We start from the raw sequence: 19,806 nt of genomic DNA on the forward strand, positions 1-19,806 counted from the left end.
CCGTGGGTCTTTGGAGGCCATGAGGCTCAACCGACTCCTCCCTACGACCTGCCGACCCTGGACCTTGAGCCGAGTGGCCCCCGACCACCGCGCCCACGACGCCTCTGAAACAACGGTGCCCCGCTTGCGGGGCCCTTGGTTGTGGGGGCGTCGGTGTCGGATCAGTGGAGCGTCGGCTTCTTCCTGTCCGCCTCTGGATCCGGGGCGCCTTTTCCCCGGCGGTTCTTCCGCCACTCTTCGACGGACGGGATATCGCGCACCACGACCGCCTCCCGGGTGCGGATCTCTTGCTGGCGCGGCGCTTGAGGTGGGGAGGAGGACGCTGGTGGTGGCAGCGTCGGGGCCGGCGTGGGTGGGACGTAGTCGTGCGCCGGAGGGGCGGAAGAGCCGCCTCGGTATTGGCGCATCATTTCCGCGGCCACTTCCAGGGCATGCCGGATGTCGTCGACACGATCAGGTAAGCGGCAATGCCGCTCCTGGCAGAGGAGCCCGCTGATGAGGCGGCTGGCGATTTGAAGCGTGAGTTCGGACTGCATTGATGCTCCTTGGAGCCTGTGGAAGGAGCTTTCATCCAAGCATCAAGTCGCAAACCCGCAAGTGCAAATTTCAGAGCTATTTCACAAATATAAATAGGCGCTGCAAAGTTGGCTTTCCCATGTCTGAAGACACCTAGAAGGAGTCAATGGACAGCCAACGATCAGCAATCGCCAGGCGTCCTGCTGCTGAGAGTGCGCTCCTCATCCCGCTCCGTGGGCGGCCGCGCATCGGTCGTCGCACAGCGAGCGGCATGGGCCGCAGGGGGATCCACATTGCAGGCTGCCTCGGCTACGATCCCGGACGCAGGACCATCCCTTGGGCACTATTTGCGGGTGTCCAGGTGGGAAAAGACAATTGGCATCAATGGGTTAGAGGACTCTGAATTGTGTCCCTCTCACTCCGCCAGTGTCAAGGAAACGCCCGCAAATCAACGATTTGTGGGCGTTTTTCTTTTCAGCCATCTTGGACACTCGCTGGACACTTCCATGCGAGTCGCGCATTACCTGACGCGCGGTGAGACCGGCCGCTACTACGTTCGTTTGCGCGTTCCTGCTGACCTGTAGAAACAGTTCGAGCGCAAAGTCTTCAGTGCAGCACTGAAGTGATGTGCAATGGCTTCGTGCAGCTCCAGCGATGTCATGCTTGCCTCCGCGCGTCAGCATGGTGGCACGTGAGCGCTGACGCGCCTTGCAGGAGTTCGAGCAGACGGTATCGCGCATGTCTGCGCTCAAGGAGCCGGTGACGAGCGTAGCGGCCTTGACGTGTTGCATGACGAAGCTTGGAGCCTGTTGCTGCGTTCAAGCTTCCCGTGGGCACCCGCCGTGGGCCGTGGAGGATGAAGGCGAGGGCCATCGCTGCCACGCAATGTCATCAATCGCGTAGAGCCAAATCCTGTTTCAGGCAGCGCGGCAGCCATCCTGCCGGTATCGATCGGCCGTCTCTCCGCGGTGTGCCCTTGTTGACGATGTCGCAAGTCAGGTCGCGCTACTGCGTTTGCTTTCCGAGTTCATCTGGACACGCGCGATGACAGTGGCAAGTGTGTGCTGTAGTGCTGCTTCATGTCGCTTTCCAGCGACGCATTGGGGCTACTCATCTTCCGCCCGTCGCGTGTCGCGGTTGCAGGCTTCGCTCAGCAAAGGTTGACGCGACGCCTCATTGGGATCGAAGTGCTTGAGCCAGGAGACAGGACGCCTACGGTGTCATTGAGTTGCAGGGGATGGGCGATCCATCGATTGATTCCCATGCGCTGTCACGAAAAAATGTGCGTCGTCGCTGGATCGCGACGTTTCCTTTTTGCTCCGGTATCGAGATGCAGTCACACAAGATCCGCTTCATCATCATCGCGTTGCTTTGCCTTGGCGTCACGATCGCCAGCGTTGTCACGTTTTTCAGCAGGCCTGCGGCAGTGCCGACACATTTGGCTGAAGCCGATGGGACGGTCGAAAAGGTCGACGCAACGCAGCGAAAGGGACGGCTTCAAAGCGTGAACTTCACCCTCGCACCCACCAGCGATGCATTCGAGTACTCGAGTGTGCTGCCTGGCATCGATGCGCTGTGGGGGCGTCTCAAGGTGGGATCGCCGGTTCACGTCACCTTCGACGATGCGGACAGCAAGCGATCCATCTGGGGACTGCGCTTGGGCGATGACGTGGTCGTCACGCCTGAGCAGGCGCTCCAGGCACGGCGCAAGAATGGCCGGTTTGGTGCCATGATCGGACTGATTGCTTTGCTTGGAGCGGGATACTTTCTGCATCGTGCTCGCAAGGCGTAGAAAGGCGGCCCTGACAGTCTCGGCGCCGCAGCGGCGCGCCGCCGAGTCTTGATCTGCCAACAAGAAAGACAAGCTGGACCAGTGGTCTTCGGCAAGAAACACGTTTTGCCGTGTTTCTGTTGCGGGCGGGCACAGGGAGCGGCCGCCTGACGCCCGAAATGGCGTTGGTGGCGCATGACACAGCGCTGATTTCAGCTGTCCGTGTCGAGGGTCATCATGATGTGGATGATTCTTCCATGTTCGAGCTGAAACGAGAGGCGCTTGTTCTTGGTCTCATAGGAGCGCCAGTGCTGGCCATCGCTGTCATCCGTCGTGCCTTGGCCATAGGTGTCGATCAGCACATTCTGCGTGTCGCCGATCGCGATACCTCTAGCCGTTCTGATCGCGGGTACGTTGATGGTGATCTGCGCAATGACGTAGCTGTCGATGTCGCGTTGCTCTTTTTGCCAGGAGAGGTTCGCCGTATAGATGTCAAATCCGACATAGCGATGCTGGTAGTACTTGTAGCTTGTCTCCCCGGCGGGCACGTCTCCTACAAAACTCTCGCTGATCTGGGTGCCTGCCTGCGTCCTGGTTTGCTCGCTCCAGCGTTCACCCAGGGCGAAAGAGTGGTTGTTGATGGCTACGGCGAAGTCGCTTTCGGTCATTTCGACAGGTGCTGCGCGAGCTGCTGCCGCAGCAGTCATATCCGCCTGGGCGGCAGGAAGCAGCAGGAGAAGCAAGAACGCTGCTCTTCTGGGGGAGGTAATCGTGTGCATTGATGCTTTGAGTGGGGGTGGAAATATCAGGGGCGTGTGCGTGGTCGGGAGCCTGTACACATCCGGGGTTGTCAGATCACACAGTGCGTTGCGCATCGGCGAGTTTGTCCCGATGCAGGCGTAACGTGAGTGTCAGTATGGTGGGATGCATCGAGCGGCGCCATCGCTTCCGGACTGGCATGCACCAAGCGACGTCAGGGTGGTGCCTTCGCAACAGTTCGGCGTCGATCTGATCGGGCGTGTAATTGACTGTTTGCGGGTCGATCCGAGTCCACGGTGCGCAGCGCATCGGGTCGTTTGGGATGCGACTGGCAGCGCTGTCGGCAAACCGCTCCTGGATGTGCCGTGTTCGATCGCCTTGCTGTCGAGGACTGGTGCCTTGGCAGCTTGTTGACCGCTGTACTGCGTCTCGCTACTCCAGTCCACCCGTCGGTCATTGCGGAGGCCTGTGTGCACCCCGTTGAGCTGCGCATCAGGCGAATCGACAGCGAGTCGGCGAGGTGCAGGTCGCTCGCAACAACTCCCCTGCCATTGGCGGCAGGGGAGCACGAGAATCTGGAACTCAGCCGCGCGCGTGGTCGCGCGCCTTGCCCACTTCACTCTGTACCTTGCCGGCGTTCTTCTGCATCTTGCCTTCGACTTCCTTCAGCTTGTTGCCGGTGACCTTGCCGGCGACTTCCTTGATGGTGCCCTTGATCTGGTTCTTGGCGCCTTCGGTGCGATTCTTGTCCATCGTTGACTCCGCAGTAGGGATGCCCTCAAGTGGGCATCGCCAAACTGCGCGCGGGCCGGTGGCGTGCAAGTGAAAATTGAGCGGGCGTGCGCTCGATCATTTAGGTAGCGGACGGGTTGTATGCCGAAGCCTGTAGCGGCGATCGCGCGTCCCGTTCGGGCTGAGCGCGCTTGGTGCTTTTACAGCGGGCACACGCGCACCGCGACATGTCCTTCGTCTGTCTGCTGGCGGCGACGGCGTGGTCCGCATAGGTGCGCCGAGTGGCGACCCTCGACTGCGCTGCGCGCTCAGTACCAGCCCAGATACAGGGTGGTCACGCCCCAGGTGTCGATCAGGCCATGCGCGAGGATCATCGCCCACAGGTTGCGCCTGGAGCGCAGATAGGCATAGCCGAACATCGTGCCGACCACGCCGGTCAGCAGGATGCCGGAGGCGCCTTGCGCGGCGTGCATCAGGCCGAACACTACGCCACCGGCCAGCGCGGCGATCCAGCTGCCGCCGCGCAGGCGCCCCAGCAGGGCATCGAGCTGGTGCATGAGGAAGGCGCGGAACACCAGTTCTTCGCCGAGCGCCGCGCTCAGCCACGCCGCGCCGATCAGATGGATCGTCGCCTGGACGTTGCCCTTGAGCGCGCCGTAGGCGCTGTAGTCGGTCTTGTGTCCGGTGATGGTGTCGATCAGCGGTTGCAGCACCGGCGTGATGAAGCCCACGGTCAACAGCACCAGCAGCGCGGTCCAGCCGATCACGGACGCCTGGCGAGGGCGAGCCACGCCGCACGCGAGGGAGGAGCGCGTTTCGATCCACACCAAGGAGAGACCGAGCAGGCCGACCACTGGCATGCGCCACGGAAACGGGAGCCACGCATAGAACGCCAGCGCAAGGATCGCGGCGCTGAGCGCGATACGGAGAAGCGGGTTGCGCATGAAGGAGGTGCTGGACGTGGCGTGGATGTTGCCTTGCGCGGAGTGCTGCATGCCTGGCCTGGAAGGAAGCGGGCATTCAGCCTAGCGAGCATGCGCCATCGAGCACTGTGCCAAAGGCCATGTAGACCAATGCAATGCGTCGCGTCGTAGGGAGCGTGCAGATGCCAGCATCGCGCGTCGCCAGCGGCAAGCGCTGGCGACGTAATGCAGGCGCGGACGCGTCAGTCCGCGCGCAATCCGAAGTGGCGAGTGGCGACTATGCGCGCGCCGTCTGACACTCGAACACGCTGATGCTGCGCGGCGGCGCCAGGAACTCGCTGGCACCGGCCGGCATGCTGTCGACCTGCAGCGCATCGTCGGTGGACAGCACCAGCTTCCAGTGCAGTTGCTCTTCCGAAGACGGGAGCACGAAGCTCACGCCCTCGTGGTAGGCGTTGATGACGATCAGCAAGGTGTCGTCGTTGGCCAGCTCCCTGACGCCGGACGTTTGCGCCTTGCCTTCCAGCAGCAGGCCGACCGAGCGCGCGCCGACGTCGCTCCAGTGCGCTTCGTCCATCTCGGTGCCGCCGGGGTTGAGCCAGGTCAGGTCGCGCACGCCCGCATCTTCGTTGTACTGGCCGTTGAGGAAGCGACCGCGGGTCAGGATCGGGTAGCGCTGGCGCAGCGCGCTCAGCGCCTTGACGAACGCGGTCAGGCGGCCCTCGGTGGGGTCGCGCTCCCAGTCGATCCAGGTGATTTCGTTGTCCTGGCAGTAGGTGTTGTTGTTGCCGCCCTGGGTCTGCGCACGTTCGTCGCCGGCCAGCAGCATGGGCGTGCCCTGCGCGAGTAGCAGCGTGGCCAGCAGATTCTTCATCTGCCGCTCGCGCAGTTGCAGGATGCCGGCGTCGTCGGTCTCGCCTTCGGCGCCGTAGTTGCAGGAGCTGTCGTGGTCGGAGCCGTCGCGGTTGTCCTCGCCATTGGCGTCGTTGTGCTTGCCGTTGTAGCTGACCAGGTCGTGCAGGGTGAAGCCGTCGTGCGCGGTGATGAAGTTCACCGAGGCCCACGGTCGGCGCCCGCGGCGATCGAACAGGTCGGCCGAGCCGGTGAAGCGCGTGGCGAATTCGGCCAGCTTGCCTTCGTCGCCCTTCCAGAACGCGCGGGCGTTGTCGCGGAACTTGTCGTTCCATTCCGACCAGCCCGGCGGGAAGTGGCCGACCTGGTAGCCGCCCGGGCCGCAGTCCCATGGCTCGGCGATCAGCTTGACCTGCGACAGCAGCGGATCCTGGTTGCAGGCGTCGAGGAAACCGCCGCGCTGGTCGAAGCCGGTGGGTTCGCGGCCGAGGATGGTGGCCAGGTCGAAACGGAAGCCGTCCACGTGCATCTCGCCGGCCCAGTAGCGCAGCGAGTCGTTGACGAACTGGATCACCCGCGAGTTGCTCAGGTTGAGCGTGTTGCCGGTGCCGGTGTCGTTGATGTAGTAGCGCTTGTCCTCGGCCAGCCGGTAGTAGCTGGCATTGTCGATGCCGCGGAAGGAGAGGGTGGGGCCCAGCTCGCTGCCTTCGGCGGTGTGGTTGTAGACCACGTCGAGGATCACCTCCAGGCCCTGGCGGTGCAGCGCCTTGACCATGTCGCGGAACTCGTCGCGGTGGCCGCTGGCCAGGTAGCGCGACTTGATCGCGAAGAAGCCGAGCGTGTTGTAGCCCCAGTAGTTGCGCAGGTCCTTGTCGAGCAGGTGTTGGTCGTCGAGGTAAGCGTGGACCGGCAGCAGTTCCACCGCGCTGACGCCCAGTTCCTTGATGTAGCGCAGCACCGGCTCCTGGGCCAGCCCGGCGCAGGTGCCGCGCAGCTCGTCCGGCACCTGCGGGTGGCGCATAGTGTAGCCGCGCACGTGGGTCTCGTAGACCAGGGTCTCGCTCCACGGCGTCATCAGGCGCTGGTCGTCCTCCCAGTCGTAGGTGTCCTCAACCACGACGCACTTGGGCATGAACGGCGCACTGTCGCGCTCGTCGAAACTGAGGTCGCCGTCCGGGTGGCCGACCGTGTAGCCGTACAGTTCGTCGGCCCAGATCATGTCGCCCTCAAGTTCGCGCGCGTACGGGTCGAGCAGCAGCTTGTTGGGATTGAAGCGGTGGCCTTCGCTGGGTTCATAGGGGCCGTACACGCGATAGCCGTAGCGCTGGCCGGGCTTCACGTCGGGCAGATAGCCGTGCCAGATTTCGTTGGTGTATTCGGGCAGGTCCAGGCGCGTTTCGGTGCCGGCCTCGTCGAACAGGCACAGTTCCACGCGCGTGGCGTGCGCCGAGAACAGCGCGAAGTTGGTGCCCTGGCCGTCGAACACGGCGCCGCGGGGGAAGGGGCGCCCTTCGCGGATGCGCGAGGGGGTGGCATAGGCGGCGCTGGTCGGGTGGCGCATCGGCAGGCTCTCGGCCGGCACGCCGGCAGTAGGGGAGGGAGAGCGGAAGCATTGACGCGGAGGCCGTGCAGGACGCGTTACGGGATGCCGAGGGTGGCGTGAGGGCGCAGTGGAAAGCGAGCGGGCGGCCGACGCAGCGACGCCGTGGCGCCGCTATGCGGGCCGCGATCGCGACTGTCGCGGCCCGGTCCGATGGTCCCGGGCGCGACTGGCCTGCAGCGCTCAGCGCGGCAGGTCGAACAGCAGGAACTCGCTGTCCTGGGCGTCGGCGAACTGCAGGCTGGCCTCGTCGATCGCCTGGATCGCGTCGCCGGCCTGCAGGGTCTGGCCGTTGACGCTCAGCGTGCCGCGCACCACCTGTACATAGGCGCCGCGCCCGGCCGCCAGCGGATAGTCCAGGCGCGCATCGCCGTCGAGGATCGAGGCGTAGATGCGCGCGTCCTGGTGGATGCGCACCGCACCGTCCTCGCCCTGCGGAGCGGCGATCAACCGCAGCTGACCGCGCTTGCTGTCCGGGGCGAAGTGCTTCTCCTCGTAGCCCGGCGCGATCCCGGCGCGCTCGGGCATCACCCAGATCTGCAGGAAGTGCACGGGCTCGCTGGCGGAGTGGTTGAACTCGCTGTGGGTGACCCCGGAGCCGGCGCTCATGCGCTGCACGTCGCCGTAGCGCAGCACCGAGCCGTTGCCCATGCTGTCCTTGTGCTCCAGCGCGCCCTCGATCACGTAGGACAGGATCTCCATGTCGCGATGGGCGTGGGTGCCGAAGCCCTGGCCCGGCTGCACGCGATCCTCGTTGATCACCCGCAGCGGCCCAAAGCCCATGTGGCGCGGGTCGTGGTAGTGGCCGAAGGAGAAGGTGTGGCGCGAGGACAGCCAGCCGTGTTCGGCGCGGCCACGGGTGTTGGCGGGGCGGATCTGCAGCATGGGAGGCTCCTTGGTGGCGTTGATGTGCAAGTGGATCGAAAGCGCCGGTCTGGTTGATTTCGCGTTCGCTCCGGCTTGGAAACAAGTATCCGCGCTGTCGCCGGGTTTGAAAAACGGATAGATTCGGCATCCATCATCGAAAAATTCGAATGCTCAAGCTCAGCCTCGATGCCCTGCAGATCCTCGACGCCATCGATCGTCGCGGCTCGTTCTCGGCCGCCGGCAAGGCGCTGCACAAGGTGCCGTCGACCATCTCCTACACCGTCGCCAAGCTGGAGGAGGACCTGGGCGTGCAACTGTTCGAGCGGATCGGGCCGAAGGCGGTGCCGACCGCCGCGGGGGCCGAACTGCTGCGCGAAGGTCGTCACCTGCTGCGCGCCGCTGGCGACCTGGAACTGCGCGTGCGCCGCGTGGCCTCCGGCTGGGAGACCGAGTTCGCGCTGGGCCTGGATGCGGTGTTCGCGCCGGAATGCCTGGCGCAGGACATGGCGGCGTTCTATGCGGTTGCCGACCAGACCCGGCTGCGGGTGGTGCAGGAATCGCTGTCCGGCACCTGGGAGGCGCTGCTGGACCGGCGGGTGGATCTGCTGGTCGGGGCGGCCGGCGAAGGGCCCAGCGGCGGCGGCTACGTGACCGAGCCGCTGGGCACGCTGCCGTTCGTGTTCGCGGTCGCGCCCGGTCACCCGCTGGCGCAGGCGCCGGAACCGCTCAGCCGCAGCCAGCTGAGCGCGCATCGCGCGATCGCGGTGGCGGACTCTGCACGGCGGCTGCTGCCGCGCACGGTCGGGCTGCTGTTCGGCCAGGACGCGCTGACCGTGCCGGACATGCGCAGCAAGTACCGGCTGCAGCTGGCCGGGCTCGGCTTCGGTTTCCTGCCCGAGCCCTATGCGCGCGCGGCGCTGTCGCGCGGCACGCTGGTGCGCAAGACGGTGGAGGAGCCGAAGCCGGACGAGGTGTTCCAGCTGGCCTGGCGCAGCGGCGAGGAGGGCGCGGCGCTGGCCTGGTGGCGCGCGCGCATGCGCCAGCCGGGCGTGTTCGCGGCATGGCTGGCGCAGATGGCGGCGCGGCTGGACGAGGGCGGGTGATGGCGTGCGGGGCAACGGCAAAGCGTTCTCCGTGGCGGCGATGGATGGGTCTGTTCCGCCGGTGACGCCCTGCTGCCTACGCGCGCGGTGGGCGACGGGAGGATAATGCGCGGCATCCTCTTCTTTTCGCCCGCCACGCCATGCAGGACCTGATTGCGCGCTACGGACTCGGGCTGGTCTTCGTCAACGTCCTGGCCTTGTCGCTGGGCCTGCCGGTGCCGGCGCTGCCCACGTTGATCCTGGTCGGGGCGACCTATGCGCTGCTCGATGGCGCGGCGATGTGGAGTGCGCTGCTCGGCGCCTTGTCGGTGTCGATCGCGGCCAGCCTGCTCGGCGATCTGCTGTGGTTCGGCGCCGGCCGCCGTTACGGCAATCGCACGCTGCAGTCGCTGTGCCGGCTGTCGCTGTCGCGCGACACCTGCATGAAGCGCACCGAACGCTTCTATGCGCGCTGGGGTGTGCGCGTGCTGGCGGTGGCCAAGTTCGTTCCGGGCCTGTCGATGGTATCGGTGCCGATGGCCGGCGCGATGCGCGTGCGCCCCGTAGCCTTCCTGCGCTACGACGCGCTGGGCGCGGCCTTGTGGGCGGGCGTCGGGTTGTTGCTGGGCCTGTGCTTCGCCGACCAGGTGCAGGACTTGCTGGATTGGCTGAGCCTGCTCGGCAGGCGCGCGGCGCTGCTGCTGGTCGGCCTGCTGGCGCTGTACGTCGGCTACCGCGCCTGGCGTCGGCAGTCGCTGCGCAAGGCGATGGAGATGCAGCGTATCGACGTCGATGAACTGCACGCGCTGTTGCAGGGCGAGGCGCCGCCGCTGCTGCTGGACATTCGGGCGCCGGGCTACCGCACGCTGGAGCCGTATGCCATCCCCGGTGCGCTGGAAGTGGACGATCGCCAGGTCGACGCGCTCGTCGCCCGCTTATCGCGCGATCGCAGGATCGTCATCTACTGCGCCTGCCCGAACGAGGTCTCGGCCGCGATCCTGGCCAAGCGCTTGCGCCAGCACGCGTTCGAGGACGTGCTGCCGCTGCGCGGTGGGCTGGATGCGTGGCGTGCGGCGGGCCATCCGCTGGTCGTGCTGGACGCTGCGGCTGCCGTGGCACCGCCGCCGAAGGGCGACACGATCGCGGCGTGAGTCGGTGTGGCGGAGGCGTCATGCCTGTCGATGGCGCCTGCGATGCACAGCCGTGCGTGCGCGCCGGCTGATGCAGGCGGGTGCGTTGTCCGTGGGCGCGCGCGGGCGGCTGTGCGCGGCGAGGCAAGTTGTGCCGTCATGCGCTTGATCCTCTTGCCTGCGCCGTCTGTGCCTCGCTGATGCAGCGACCTGCTGCAATGGGCGAGATCCATATCGTGACGTTCACTTGCCGTTCCTTGCCTTGCGGTTGGATGCGCAGATGATGAATCGACAGAACGAATCGACAGCACGACCGGCGCGGCCAGCGTGTGTCTGCGGCGACGACCTCGCAGGGCGTGCGCCGAAGCGACTCCTCATCCTCAACCTCATCCTTGGAGACAGTCATGCACATCGATCTATCCGGTAAAACCGCCCTCGTCACCGGCTCCACCGCCGGCATCGGTTTCGGCATCGCCAAGGGCCTGGCCGCGGCGGGCGCCGAGGTCGCGCTGAACGGCCGCGACCAGGCCCGCACCGAGGCCGCTGTGGCTACCCTCAAGCGCGACCTCGCCACTGCCAGCGTGCGGGCCGTAGTGGGCGACGTGGCGACCGCGGCCGGCTGCGAGGCGATCGTCGTGGCGCTTCCTGCCGTCGACATCCTGGTCAACAACGCCGGCATCTTCGGCATGCAGGACTTCTTCGACACGCCCGACGCGGAATGGGAGCGCTTCCTGGCGGTGAACGTGCTGTCCGGTGTGCGGCTTTCCCGCGCGTATCTGCCGGCGATGGCGGAGAAGGGGTGGGGGCGTGTGCTCTTCGTCTCGTCCGAGTCCGGGCTCAACATCCCGGTCGAGATGATTCACTACGGCGTGACCAAGACCGCCGATCTCGCCCTGTCGCGCGGGCTGGCCAAGCGCATGGCCGGCACCGGCGTCACTGTGAATGCCATCCTGCCCGGGCCGACGCTGACGGAAGGCGTCGCCGCCATGCTGTCCGACCAAGTGCAGCAGTCCGGCAAGCCGCTGGACGAGGTCGCTGCCGACTTCGTCAAGGCGCATCGCGCCAGCTCGATCATCCGCCGCGCCGCGACGGTGGAAGAGGTCGCCAATCTCTGCGTCTACGTCGCCTCGCCGCAAGCGTCCGCGACCACCGGTGCGGCGCTGCGCGTCGATGGCGGCGTGGTGGATACCATTGCCTGAGCCGGGCAGGGGTCTCTGCGTTCGCGCACGCGAGGCCGAGGCGGCGCGCGTCGCCGCCGCCGCCTCGCAATGTCTGGCGGATCGCCGGCGCTGGAGTTGAAGTGCCGATGCGCGAGGCGGTGCCGTGATCGGCACATCTTCCGTGTGCGCATGCGTCACTCGTCGTTGCGCGCGTCGTGCAATCGGAATCACGCAGGCAAAAAAAACGACAAGCGCTGGCTTGTCGTTTTTGATCTGACTGGTGCGCCCGGAGAGATTCGAACTCCCGACCGCCTGGTTCGTAGCCAGGTACTCTATCCAACTGAGCTACGGGCGCGTTGTCAGGCGCGGGATTATTCACGAGTTGCGGCGATTCGTCTATACCTGCGTGTCGATAGCATGACGAATCGCGAACGAGTGCGCTCCCGGAGCGGTCTCGATGCGATCGCCTCGCCGCGGCAGGGCAAAAAAAAACGACAAGCGGTGGCTTGTCGTTTTTCATCTGACTGGTGCGCCCGGAGAGATTCGAACTCCCGACCGCCTGGTTCGTAGCCAGGTACTCTATCCAACTGAGCTACGGGCGCGTCGTCAGGAGCGGAATTATGCGGGAGTCGATCGGGCCCGTCAATGCTCTTTCCGAAAAATTTCACGGATCCCCGGCCAGTAACGCCGCGGCCACCGCCGCAGGCCGCTTCATCCAGGCGAAATGGTCGGCGGCCACGCCCAGTTGCGTGGCGTCCAGGCAGCGGATCTGCGGCGCCGGCGTGGCCAGCTTGTCGAGCAGACCGCGCAGCGAACTCTCCGGCGCCAGCCAGTCGTCCTGCAGCACCACGCCACGCGCCGGCAGCGTCAGATGCGCCAGTTGCGCCTCCAGGTCGATCGCCAGGCCGGCCGCGGCGTAGCGGCCGCTACGGCCGACGCGCGCCCAATCGGCGATCAGGCCGCGCGCTTCGGTGCCGCCGAAGCCCAGGCGGCGACCATGCAGCACGCCTTGCCGCTGCGCCAGCCATGGCAGCAGGCGGTACGCCAGCGGCAGCAGATAGCCGCGCGGCGCGGGAAAACGGCGCCAGTACGGCGTGCCGCTGGCGACCAGCCACAGCGCGGCGAAGGCCTGTGGTTGCAGGCTGGCGTGGCAGCAGGCGAGCTGTCCGCCGAGGCTGTGGCCGCCGACGAGCAGCGGCGCCGCGATCCCACACCCGGCGATCGCCGCCTGGCTGGCGGGCAGGTCCAGTTGCAGCAGGGCGCGATAGCCCCAGTCGCATTGCCGCGATGGCCGCAGCGTGCTGCTGCCGTTGCCGCGCCATTCGTGCAGGAACACCGCGACGCCGTGTGCGGCCAGCGCTTCGGCGAACGGCAGGTAGTGGCGCGCGGCCACGCCCAGCGCGGGCAGCCACAGCAGCGCCTGCCGCGGTGCGTCGGGAACGCGCGCCAGCAAGCTCCAGCGATGGCCGTCGGCTGCGGCGACGGGCAGGGCGTGCTCGGCGACCGCCGCCGCGGCGATGGGCGCTGCGCTCATGGGCCGCGCGCCGCGCCGAAGTGATCCAGCACTGCCACGTCGCTGCGGCCGGGCCGGTAACTGCCGCGCAGGGCGCGCGCCACATAGTCAATCGCCGCTTCGCAGGCGGCCGGCAAGGCCAGGCCCTGGCACAGCTGTGCGGCGATCGCCGCGGCCAGGGTGCAGCCGGTGCCGTGCGCGTCCAGCGGCAGCCGCGCATGGCTGAACTCGCTGCGGCTGACGCCGTCGTCGTAGCGGTCGATCACCCGCTGGCCTTCCTGCAGGTGGCCGCCCTTGAGCAGCACCGCCTGCGCGCCGGCCTCGAGCAGCGCGGCGGTGGCGTGCTCGGCGTCGTCGGCGGTGTCGATCGGGCGGCCGAGCAGCAACTGCGCTTCCGGTACGTTCGGCGTCACCAGCGTCGCCAGCGGCAACAGGCGGCTGCGCAGTGCGTCGAGCGCGTCATCCTGCAGCAGCTTGGCGCCGCTGGTGGCCACCATCACCGGGTCCAGCACCACCCACGGTGGGCGATATTCTTCCAGCGCATCGGCGACCACGTGGATCACCTCGGCGTTGGCGAGCATGCCGAGCTTGACCGCGGCGATGTCGAAGTCGGCGAAGCAGGCGTCGATCTGTGCGCGCAGGAACGACAGCGGCGGCACGTGTACCGCGGTGACGCCGCGGGTGTGCTGCGCGGTCAGCGCGGCGGCCGCCGCCAGCCCGTGCACGCGGTGCGCGGCGAAGGTCTTGAGATCGGCCTGGATGCCGGCGCCGCCGCCGGAATCGGTGCCGGCGATGCTCAGTGCGGAGACGACGGTGGGTTCGCTCATGCGCCGATTGTGCAGGGCTGACGTCGCTTATGCACTCGGCCGCGCCTTCAGCGTTCGCGGCTGCGGTAGTGCGCCTGCAGCGCGTACAGCGTGCCGACCGTGCCGGTGAGCAGGGCGGGGCCGAGCAGGGCGTCGAAGCCGACCTGCCGGTAGGCCCAGGCGCCGAGCACGCCGCCGCACAAAAAACCGCCGATGATCAGCAGGCTCAGGCGGATGCGCCGGCGCGGCAGCGGCAGGCCGCGCAGCGCCTGGCCCAGGCCAATGCCGAGGTCGGTGAACATGCCGGTGAGATGGGTGGTGCGCACCACCGCGCCGCTGTAGATGGTGGTGGTAGCGTTCTGCAGGCCGCAGGCGATCGCGGCGAGCACGGCGCCGGCGAGTTGCTGCTGCTTGAACGCCTGCATCGCCGCCAGCAGCAGCAGCGCTTCCAGCGCCAGCGCCACGCCGTAGCGCCGGCCCAGGCACAGGCGGCTGTCCTGCACGATGAAGCCGCCGAGCATCGATCCGCCGAGGAAGGCCAGGACCACGCCGACCAGTTGCGCGATCGCGCGCGCGTCGCCATCGGCCAGCGCCGCGCCGAGCAGGGTAGTGGTGCCGGTGAGGTGGGTGACCGCCTGATGTTCGAAGCCGAGATAGCCGACCACGTTGACCATGCCGGCGACCGCGGCCAGCGTGCCCGCGAAGGCCCAGGCCCAGCGGGGCAGTTCCAGGTTCATGCCGCGCGCGATGCGGCCGCGGCGCGGCGACCGCGGTGCGCGGCCGCCCCAGCACGCCGCCAGTGGCACCTGACCGCAGCCATCTCAACGTGCGCCGTTGACCGCGATCTCGGAGAAGCGGGCGCTCGCCGGGTCGTAGACCGCGCCCCAGAAACGGTTGCCGCCGCCGCAGGCCTTGACTGCGTCGACCGTGGGGTCGCGCTCGCTGCTGTCGTCCGGCGCGAAGGCGTTGACATAGATCGCCTGCTTGCCGCGGTACAGGATGCCGACGTACTGGCGATCGGACGCGCTGGGGTCGGCGATCTGCGGCTGCAGTTGCGCCAGGTGCGCTTCCAGTTGCGCGATCTGTTCCGGGGTCGGAATCCAGTAGCCGGTGACCGCGCCGTCCTGGCGCGCTGGGCTGTCGCGCGAGCAGGTGTCCAGCACCTGCGTCGCGGTGCTGTTGCGGGTGACGATCCACGACTGCCCGGCCTTGACCGCGGTCGGCACCATGGCCGGCCCGCGCGCGGTGGCGCAGGCGCCGAGCAGGGCCATGGCCAGCGCCATGCCTGCCAGGCGCACGCCGGCCGCCGCGTTCACAGGACCTCCGAGGCGTAGTCGGCCAGGCGCGAGCGCTCGCCGCGGCGCAGGGTGATGTGCGCGCTGTGCGGCCAGGCCTTGAAGCGGTCCACCGCGTAGGTCAGGCCAGAGGTGGTCTCGGTCAGGTACGGCGTGTCGATCTGTTCCACGTTGCCCAGGCACACGATCTTGGTGCCGGGGCCGGCACGGGTGATCAGCGTCTTCATCTGCTTCGGGGTCAGGTTCTGCGCCTCGTCCAGAATCAGGTAGCGCGACAGGAAGGTGCGCCCGCGCATGAAGTTCATCGAGCGGATCTTGATGCGGCTGGCAAGCAGGTCGTTGGTGGCCTGGCGGCCCCAGGTGCCGCCTTCCTGGGTGTGGGTGAGCACTTCCAGGTTGTCGGTGAGCGCGCCCATCCACGGCGTCATCTTCTCTTCCTCGGTGCCGGGCAAAAAGCCGATGTCCTCGCCGACGCTGACCGTGGCGCGGGTCATGATGATCTCGCGGTAGCGCTGCTGGTCCATGGTCTGCGCCAGGCCCGCGGCCAGCGCCAGCAGGGTCTTGCCGGTGCCGGCGGTGCCGAGCAGGGTGACGAAGTCGATTTCCGGGTCCATCAGCGCGTTGAGCGCGAAGTTCTGCTCGCGGTTGCGCGCGGCGATGCCCCACACCGCGTGCTGGCCGCTGCGGAAGTCGTCGACCAGCGCCAGCGTCGCCTTGCGCTCGGCGTTGACCTTGACCACGCGCAGTTCCACTTCGTCCTCGCCCGGCAGGTACAGGTACTGGTTCGGATACCAGTCCTCGTCGGCGGCCAGGGCGATCTCGTAGCAGGTGCGGCCCTTGTCGCTCCAGCTGCGCAGGTCTTGGTTGTGCTTCTGCCAGAAATCTTCCGGCAGTTCGATCGCGCCGGTGTAGAGCAGGCTGAAATCGTCGAGCGCGCGGTCGTTCTCGTAATCCTCGGCGACCAGGCCGCTGATCGCCGCCTTGATCCGCAGGTTGATGTCCTTGGACACCAGGATCACCGGGATTTCCGGCTGCTCCTCGCGCAGCGCCAGCACCGCGGCCAGGATCTTGTTGTCCGGGGCCACGCTGCCGAAGCTGCGCCCCGGCTCGACCGGGCGCACCTGGAAGTACAGACGGCCGATGGCGCCGGTGCTCTTGAGCTGGATGCCCTGCGGATGGCTGAGCGGAATGCCGGATTCGATCTGCTCGGCGCCGGCGCCCTCGATCAGCTCGTTGAGGAAGCGGCTGACCTGGCGCGCGTTGCGGCTGACTTCGGACATGCCCTTCTTGGCATTGTCCAGTTCCTCGATCACCTGCATCGGCAGGAACACGTCGTGTTCCTCGAACTTGAACAGCGCGGTCGGATCGTGCATCAGCACGTTGGTATCCAGCACGTAGATGCGCTTGCCTCGGGTCATCATGGATTCCTGAAAGAGGAGCAGGGACGCGCCATCGCTGCCTGCGGGGCAGGGCGATGCGGGGTGCGGGAAACGGCGGTGATCACTGCTGGGCGGCGGCCTGCAGCGCGTCGAGCACGGCCTGGGCGTGGCCGGGAACCTTGACCTTGCGCCAGCTGCGGACCAGCTGGCCGGTCGGCGAGAGCAGGAAGGTGCTGCGCTCGATGCCCAGCACCTGGCGGCCGTACATGTTCTTTTCCTTGATCACGTCGAAGGCGCGGCACAGTGCCTCGTCGGCATCGCTGACCAGGGCGAAGCGGAAGCCCTGCTTGGCGCAGAAGTTGTCGTGCGACTTCACCGAGTCGCGCGACACGCCGAGCACAGTGGCGCCGGCCTGTTCGAACTGCGGCAGCAGCGCGTTGAACTCGATGCCCTCGGTGGTGCAGCCGGGCGTGCTGTCCTTCGGGTAGAAATACAGCACCAGCCAGCGGCCGGCGTAATCGCCGAGCGTGGCACTGGCGCCGCCTGACAGCGCCAGCGGCAAGGCCAGCGTGCTGCGGTCCAGGGTGTCGCCGTCCTTCATGGGGTGTCCTCCGCGTGCATCGCCATCATCTGCGTTCGATTGCGTCGGTGTCCAGCGCGGTGCACTCAGAACTTCATCGGATCCATGATCGCGTCCAGGTTGAGGTGGTCGCAGAACTCGAGGAAGTCGTCGCGCAGCGCGGCGATATGCATGTTCGCCGGCACCCCGATCGTCACCTGCGCCGAGAACATCTCCGCGCCGGTCTGCATGGCGCGGTAGCGCGTGCTCTGCAGGTTCTCGATGGTGATGCCCTGGCGGTCGAAGAAGTCGGCAAGCTGGAACAGGATGCCCGGTTTGTCGGCGGCGATGACTTCGACGATGTACGGCAGCAGATTGGACTGCGCCTGCTTGGCGCCGGTGCGGTACCACACCAGCTTCATGCCTTCCTCGCGGTCGAGGCGGGTGAGCATGGCTTCGAGCTTGGCCACCGAATCCCACGAGCCGGTCGCCAGCGCAGTCACCGACACGTCGCGGCCGACCGTGGCCAGGCGCGCATCGACGAGATTGCAGCCGCTGTCGGCGATGCGACGCGTCACCGGCAACAAGGGCGACTCCGGATGCGTCGTGTAGGCGTTGATCAGGAGGTGGTTTTCGGTCGGCGCGGGCCGGGGCGTGGTGTCGGTCAAAGGGGCTTCCGGCATTGCGTAAGGCTGAACGGCATCCGGGCGGTCGCCCGGCATGGTGTGCAGCATACTTGCCCGCGCTTTCGGGCCGCAAGTAACATGCGGGGCGACCCTGCCCCGCGTGCGGGGCCGACCCGTCCGCGTAGCCTGCGCGGCCCTCTTCTCCGAGCGAGCACCCGGCATCTTGTCCCTCTCCGGCATCATCACCGCCCTGGCCACGCCCTTCCAGGGCAATGGCGACCTCGACCTCGACGCCTGGCAGCGGCTGCTCAAACGCCAGCTCGACGGCGGCGTGCAGGGGCTGGTGGTGGCGGGATCGACCGGCGAGGCGGCCACGCTGCTGGACGAGGAGTACGACCGGATCCTGCGCGAGGCGGTGCAGACGATCGGCGGGCGCGTACCGGTGCTGGCCGGGACCGGCCTGTCCGGCACCGCCAAGACCGTGGCGCTGACCCAGCGCGCCGCCGCCGGTGGCGCGCAGTACGCGCTGGTGGTGACGCCGCCGTACGTGCGTCCGACCCAGGCCGGCTTGATCGCGCACTACACCCAGGTCGCCGAGCAGGGCGGCCTGCCGGTGCTGCTGTACAACGTGCCCGGCCGCACCGGCTGCGACCTGCTGCCGGAGACCGTGGCGCAACTGGCGCAGCATCCGAACATCGTCGGCATCAAGGAAGCCGTGAGCGACCCGCAGCGTATCGCCGCGCTGGCGGCCCTGCGCAGCGACCACTTCGCGGTGTTCAGCGGCGACGACGGCAGCGCTGCGCAGGCGATGCTGGCCGGCTTCGACGGACTGATCTCGGTCGCCTCCAATGCCTTGCCGCGCGCTTACCGGCGGCTGTGCGGCCTGGCGCGCGCGCGCCAGGCCGAGCCGGCGCAGGCCTGGGACGCGCGGTTGCAGCCGTTCCATGCGTTCTGCGGCATCGAATCCAACCCGATTCCGGTCAAGGCGCTGCTGCAGCGCGCCGGGATCGGCCAGGGCCTGCGGCTGCCGCTGCTGCCGCTGTCCGCGGCGCACCACGCCACGGCCGACCGACTTGCCGCCGACGCTGCCGCGTTGGAAGACCTATCCAGCCGCGAAACGCTCGCGGCCTGACTCCAGGAGATTGATTGATGCGTGCTTCCGTTCCCTACGTCCGCGTGCTGTCGGCCGCCGTGCTGGCGACCACCCTGGTCGCGGCCACCAGCGGTTGCAGCTGGTTCCACAAGGGCAAGCCGCGCGGCGACTACGCGCTGGCGCCCGACATGCGTCCGCTGGAAGTGCCGCCGGATCTGACCTCGCCCGATACCTCGGCGGCGATGAAGGTGCCGGCGCTGGCCTCGGCGCAGCGTCCTGCGGCCCCGGCCGGCCAGGCCCCGGCGGCGTCGAACAGCGGCTTCGTGGTGCCGGGGACGCGCGACCAGGTGTTCGGCCAGGTCGGCGACGCGCTGGGCGGCATCGAAGGCGTCACCATCGCCAGCCGCGCGCAGCTGCTGGGCTCCTACGACGTGGCCTACGAAGACAGCAACTTCCTGGTGCGCGTGGTGGCGGTGGATGCCGGCGTCTACGTCTCGGCGGTGGACCCGCGCGGCCTGCCGGCCACCGGCGAAGCGCCGGTCAAGCTGATCGCGGCGCTGAAGGCCAAGCTGGGTCACTGAGCCGGCGGCGGGTCCGGCGTGTGCGCCGGGCTGCTATGCGGTTAGCATGCGAAACGCGCCTTGTGCGCCCGTTTTGTTTTCCGTAGGAAACAACTGCCACGCGGCCGAGATACATGACGCCCGCTAGGTATCCAACCTCAAGGCGTCGGGACTGAAGTCCCTCCCACAGTGCACCCAGCCAACGTGTCGCAAGTCCCGTGCGGGGCCGTTTCGCCGTGTGTGAGCTGCGCCTGCAGCAGCTGCTGCGGAAACCAGTCTTCTTGCGTGCCCTCGACGAACAACAGGCGACGTACGTGATCACGAGTAGTGTGCTCATTGGCAGCCATTGCAATGACGCAGGCGTGCGCTGCTGTCGCAGTCGCTTTTGATGTGGCTTTGGCTTTTGACTTACCGGGTTCCCTTCCGCAGCGGCGGCCGTCGCGGGGAAACACCCGGAGGGCGGCGTACATGGATGTACGCCGTCCGCGGCAGGGGCAGGATGCCCCTTCCGCGGATCCCCGTGATGGACGCGGACCCGGAGCGCGTTAGCGCGGAGGGCGCGAGGCAGGGTGTGCTTTCTTTT

19 protein-coding genes and 2 tRNA genes are annotated in these 19,806 nt (G+C 67.4%); 6 read left to right on the forward strand and 15 right to left on the reverse strand.

The features are described from left to right. Positions 1 to 161 precede the first annotated feature (161 nt). Entirely contained in the window at positions 162 to 536 is a 375-nt protein-coding gene (locus CEK65_RS14180) for a hypothetical protein (protein WP_152182141.1), read from the reverse strand. A gap of 1,217 nt (positions 537 to 1,753) precedes the next feature. On the opposite strand from CEK65_RS14180, the gene CEK65_RS14190 reads away from it, so the two are divergent. After that, the gene (locus CEK65_RS14190) at positions 1,754 to 2,308 is read left to right on the forward strand and encodes a hypothetical protein (RefSeq protein ID WP_226980582.1); all 555 of its coding nucleotides are present in this window, start codon (positions 1,754 to 1,756) and stop codon (positions 2,306 to 2,308) included. Between the two features lie 191 nt (positions 2,309 to 2,499). Here CEK65_RS14190 and CEK65_RS14195 read toward each other — a convergent pair whose 3' ends face one another. The 5 genes from CEK65_RS14195 to CEK65_RS14215 form a co-directional block, all read right to left on the reverse strand. After that, positions 2,500 to 3,030, reverse strand: a complete 531-nt coding sequence (locus CEK65_RS14195) for a hypothetical protein (protein ID WP_226980583.1) — start codon at positions 3,028 to 3,030, stop codon at positions 2,500 to 2,502. 598 nt (positions 3,031 to 3,628) lie between these two features. Continuing rightward, positions 3,629 to 3,799: a CsbD family protein gene (locus CEK65_RS14200; protein WP_017914264.1), complete on the reverse strand. Its 171-nt coding sequence runs from the start codon at positions 3,797 to 3,799 to the stop codon at positions 3,629 to 3,631. A gap of 287 nt (positions 3,800 to 4,086) precedes the next feature. Next, entirely contained in the window at positions 4,087 to 4,638 is a 552-nt protein-coding gene (locus CEK65_RS14205; RefSeq protein ID WP_193314800.1) for a CPBP family intramembrane glutamic endopeptidase, read from the reverse strand. Between the two features lie 340 nt (positions 4,639 to 4,978). Continuing rightward, positions 4,979 to 7,114: a glycogen debranching protein GlgX gene (gene glgX / locus CEK65_RS14210; RefSeq protein ID WP_152182144.1), complete on the reverse strand. Its 2,136-nt coding sequence runs from the start codon at positions 7,112 to 7,114 to the stop codon at positions 4,979 to 4,981. A gap of 222 nt (positions 7,115 to 7,336) precedes the next feature. Next, entirely contained in the window at positions 7,337 to 8,038 is a 702-nt protein-coding gene (locus tag CEK65_RS14215) for a pirin family protein (protein WP_152182145.1), read from the reverse strand. 149 nt (positions 8,039 to 8,187) lie between these two features. On the opposite strand from CEK65_RS14215, the gene CEK65_RS14220 reads away from it, so the two are divergent. The 3 genes from CEK65_RS14220 to CEK65_RS14230 all read left to right on the forward strand — a co-directional run bounded on the left by CEK65_RS14220 (position 8,188) and on the right by CEK65_RS14230 (position 11,431). Beyond that, on the forward strand, positions 8,188 to 9,123 hold the full coding sequence (locus CEK65_RS14220; protein ID WP_152182146.1) for a LysR substrate-binding domain-containing protein: 936 nt from the start codon (positions 8,188 to 8,190) through the stop codon (positions 9,121 to 9,123). Between the two features lie 140 nt (positions 9,124 to 9,263). Further along, the gene (locus CEK65_RS14225) at positions 9,264 to 10,253 is read left to right on the forward strand and encodes a DedA family protein/thiosulfate sulfurtransferase GlpE (RefSeq protein WP_152182147.1); all 990 of its coding nucleotides are present in this window, start codon (positions 9,264 to 9,266) and stop codon (positions 10,251 to 10,253) included. A 383-nt stretch (positions 10,254 to 10,636) separates the two neighbouring features. Beyond that, positions 10,637 to 11,431 carry an SDR family oxidoreductase gene (locus CEK65_RS14230; RefSeq protein ID WP_152182148.1) on the forward strand — a complete coding sequence of 265 codons (795 nt, stop codon included), beginning with the start codon at positions 10,637 to 10,639 and terminating at the stop codon, positions 11,429 to 11,431. Between the two features lie 239 nt (positions 11,432 to 11,670). Here the strand turns inward: CEK65_RS14230 and CEK65_RS14235 are convergent. The 9 genes from CEK65_RS14235 to CEK65_RS14275 all read right to left on the reverse strand — a co-directional run bounded on the left by CEK65_RS14235 (position 11,671) and on the right by CEK65_RS14275 (position 17,627). Then, a tRNA-Arg gene (locus CEK65_RS14235) sits at positions 11,671 to 11,747 on the reverse strand. Positions 11,748 to 11,917: 170 nt separating this feature from the next. Further along, positions 11,918 to 11,994 (reverse strand) — tRNA-Arg (locus tag CEK65_RS14240). Positions 11,995 to 12,056: 62 nt separating this feature from the next. Then, a complete protein-coding gene (locus CEK65_RS14245; protein ID WP_152182149.1) occupies positions 12,057 to 12,926 on the reverse strand; it encodes an alpha/beta fold hydrolase in 870 nt (289 codons plus the stop codon). Then, positions 12,923 to 13,732, reverse strand: a complete 810-nt coding sequence (thiD, locus tag CEK65_RS14250; RefSeq protein ID WP_152182150.1) for a bifunctional hydroxymethylpyrimidine kinase/phosphomethylpyrimidine kinase — start codon at positions 13,730 to 13,732, stop codon at positions 12,923 to 12,925. The genes CEK65_RS14245 and thiD overlap by 4 nt, the downstream gene beginning before the upstream one ends. A gap of 47 nt (positions 13,733 to 13,779) precedes the next feature. Continuing rightward, positions 13,780 to 14,448, reverse strand: a complete 669-nt coding sequence (locus CEK65_RS14255; RefSeq protein WP_152182151.1) for a YoaK family protein — start codon at positions 14,446 to 14,448, stop codon at positions 13,780 to 13,782. Positions 14,449 to 14,532: 84 nt separating this feature from the next. Continuing rightward, the gene (locus CEK65_RS14260; RefSeq protein ID WP_051067627.1) at positions 14,533 to 14,994 is read right to left on the reverse strand and encodes a hypothetical protein; all 462 of its coding nucleotides are present in this window, start codon (positions 14,992 to 14,994) and stop codon (positions 14,533 to 14,535) included. Positions 14,995 to 15,023: 29 nt separating this feature from the next. After that, positions 15,024 to 16,424 carry a PhoH family protein gene (locus CEK65_RS14265; protein ID WP_026144466.1) on the reverse strand — a complete coding sequence of 467 codons (1,401 nt, stop codon included), beginning with the start codon at positions 16,422 to 16,424 and terminating at the stop codon, positions 15,024 to 15,026. An 82-nt stretch (positions 16,425 to 16,506) separates the two neighbouring features. Further along, positions 16,507 to 16,986 (reverse strand): peroxiredoxin, encoded by a 480-nt coding sequence (locus CEK65_RS14270; RefSeq protein ID WP_017909528.1) that lies wholly within the window; start codon positions 16,984 to 16,986, stop codon positions 16,507 to 16,509. A 65-nt stretch (positions 16,987 to 17,051) separates the two neighbouring features. After that, on the reverse strand, positions 17,052 to 17,627 hold the full coding sequence (locus tag CEK65_RS14275) for a glycine cleavage system protein R (RefSeq protein ID WP_087943489.1): 576 nt from the start codon (positions 17,625 to 17,627) through the stop codon (positions 17,052 to 17,054). A gap of 166 nt (positions 17,628 to 17,793) precedes the next feature. Between CEK65_RS14275 and dapA the strand changes: the two genes are divergently transcribed. Beyond that, a complete protein-coding gene (dapA, locus tag CEK65_RS14280; RefSeq protein ID WP_152182152.1) occupies positions 17,794 to 18,702 on the forward strand; it encodes a 4-hydroxy-tetrahydrodipicolinate synthase in 909 nt (302 codons plus the stop codon). Positions 18,703 to 18,719: 17 nt separating this feature from the next. Next, positions 18,720 to 19,244 carry a hypothetical protein gene (locus CEK65_RS14285; protein ID WP_152182153.1) on the forward strand — a complete coding sequence of 175 codons (525 nt, stop codon included), beginning with the start codon at positions 18,720 to 18,722 and terminating at the stop codon, positions 19,242 to 19,244. Positions 19,245 to 19,806: the final 562 nt, after the last annotated feature.

The organism is Xanthomonas sp. LMG 12459 (assembly GCF_009192905.1).
GTDB classification, from domain to species: domain Bacteria; phylum Pseudomonadota; class Gammaproteobacteria; order Xanthomonadales; family Xanthomonadaceae; genus Xanthomonas_A; species Xanthomonas_A sontii.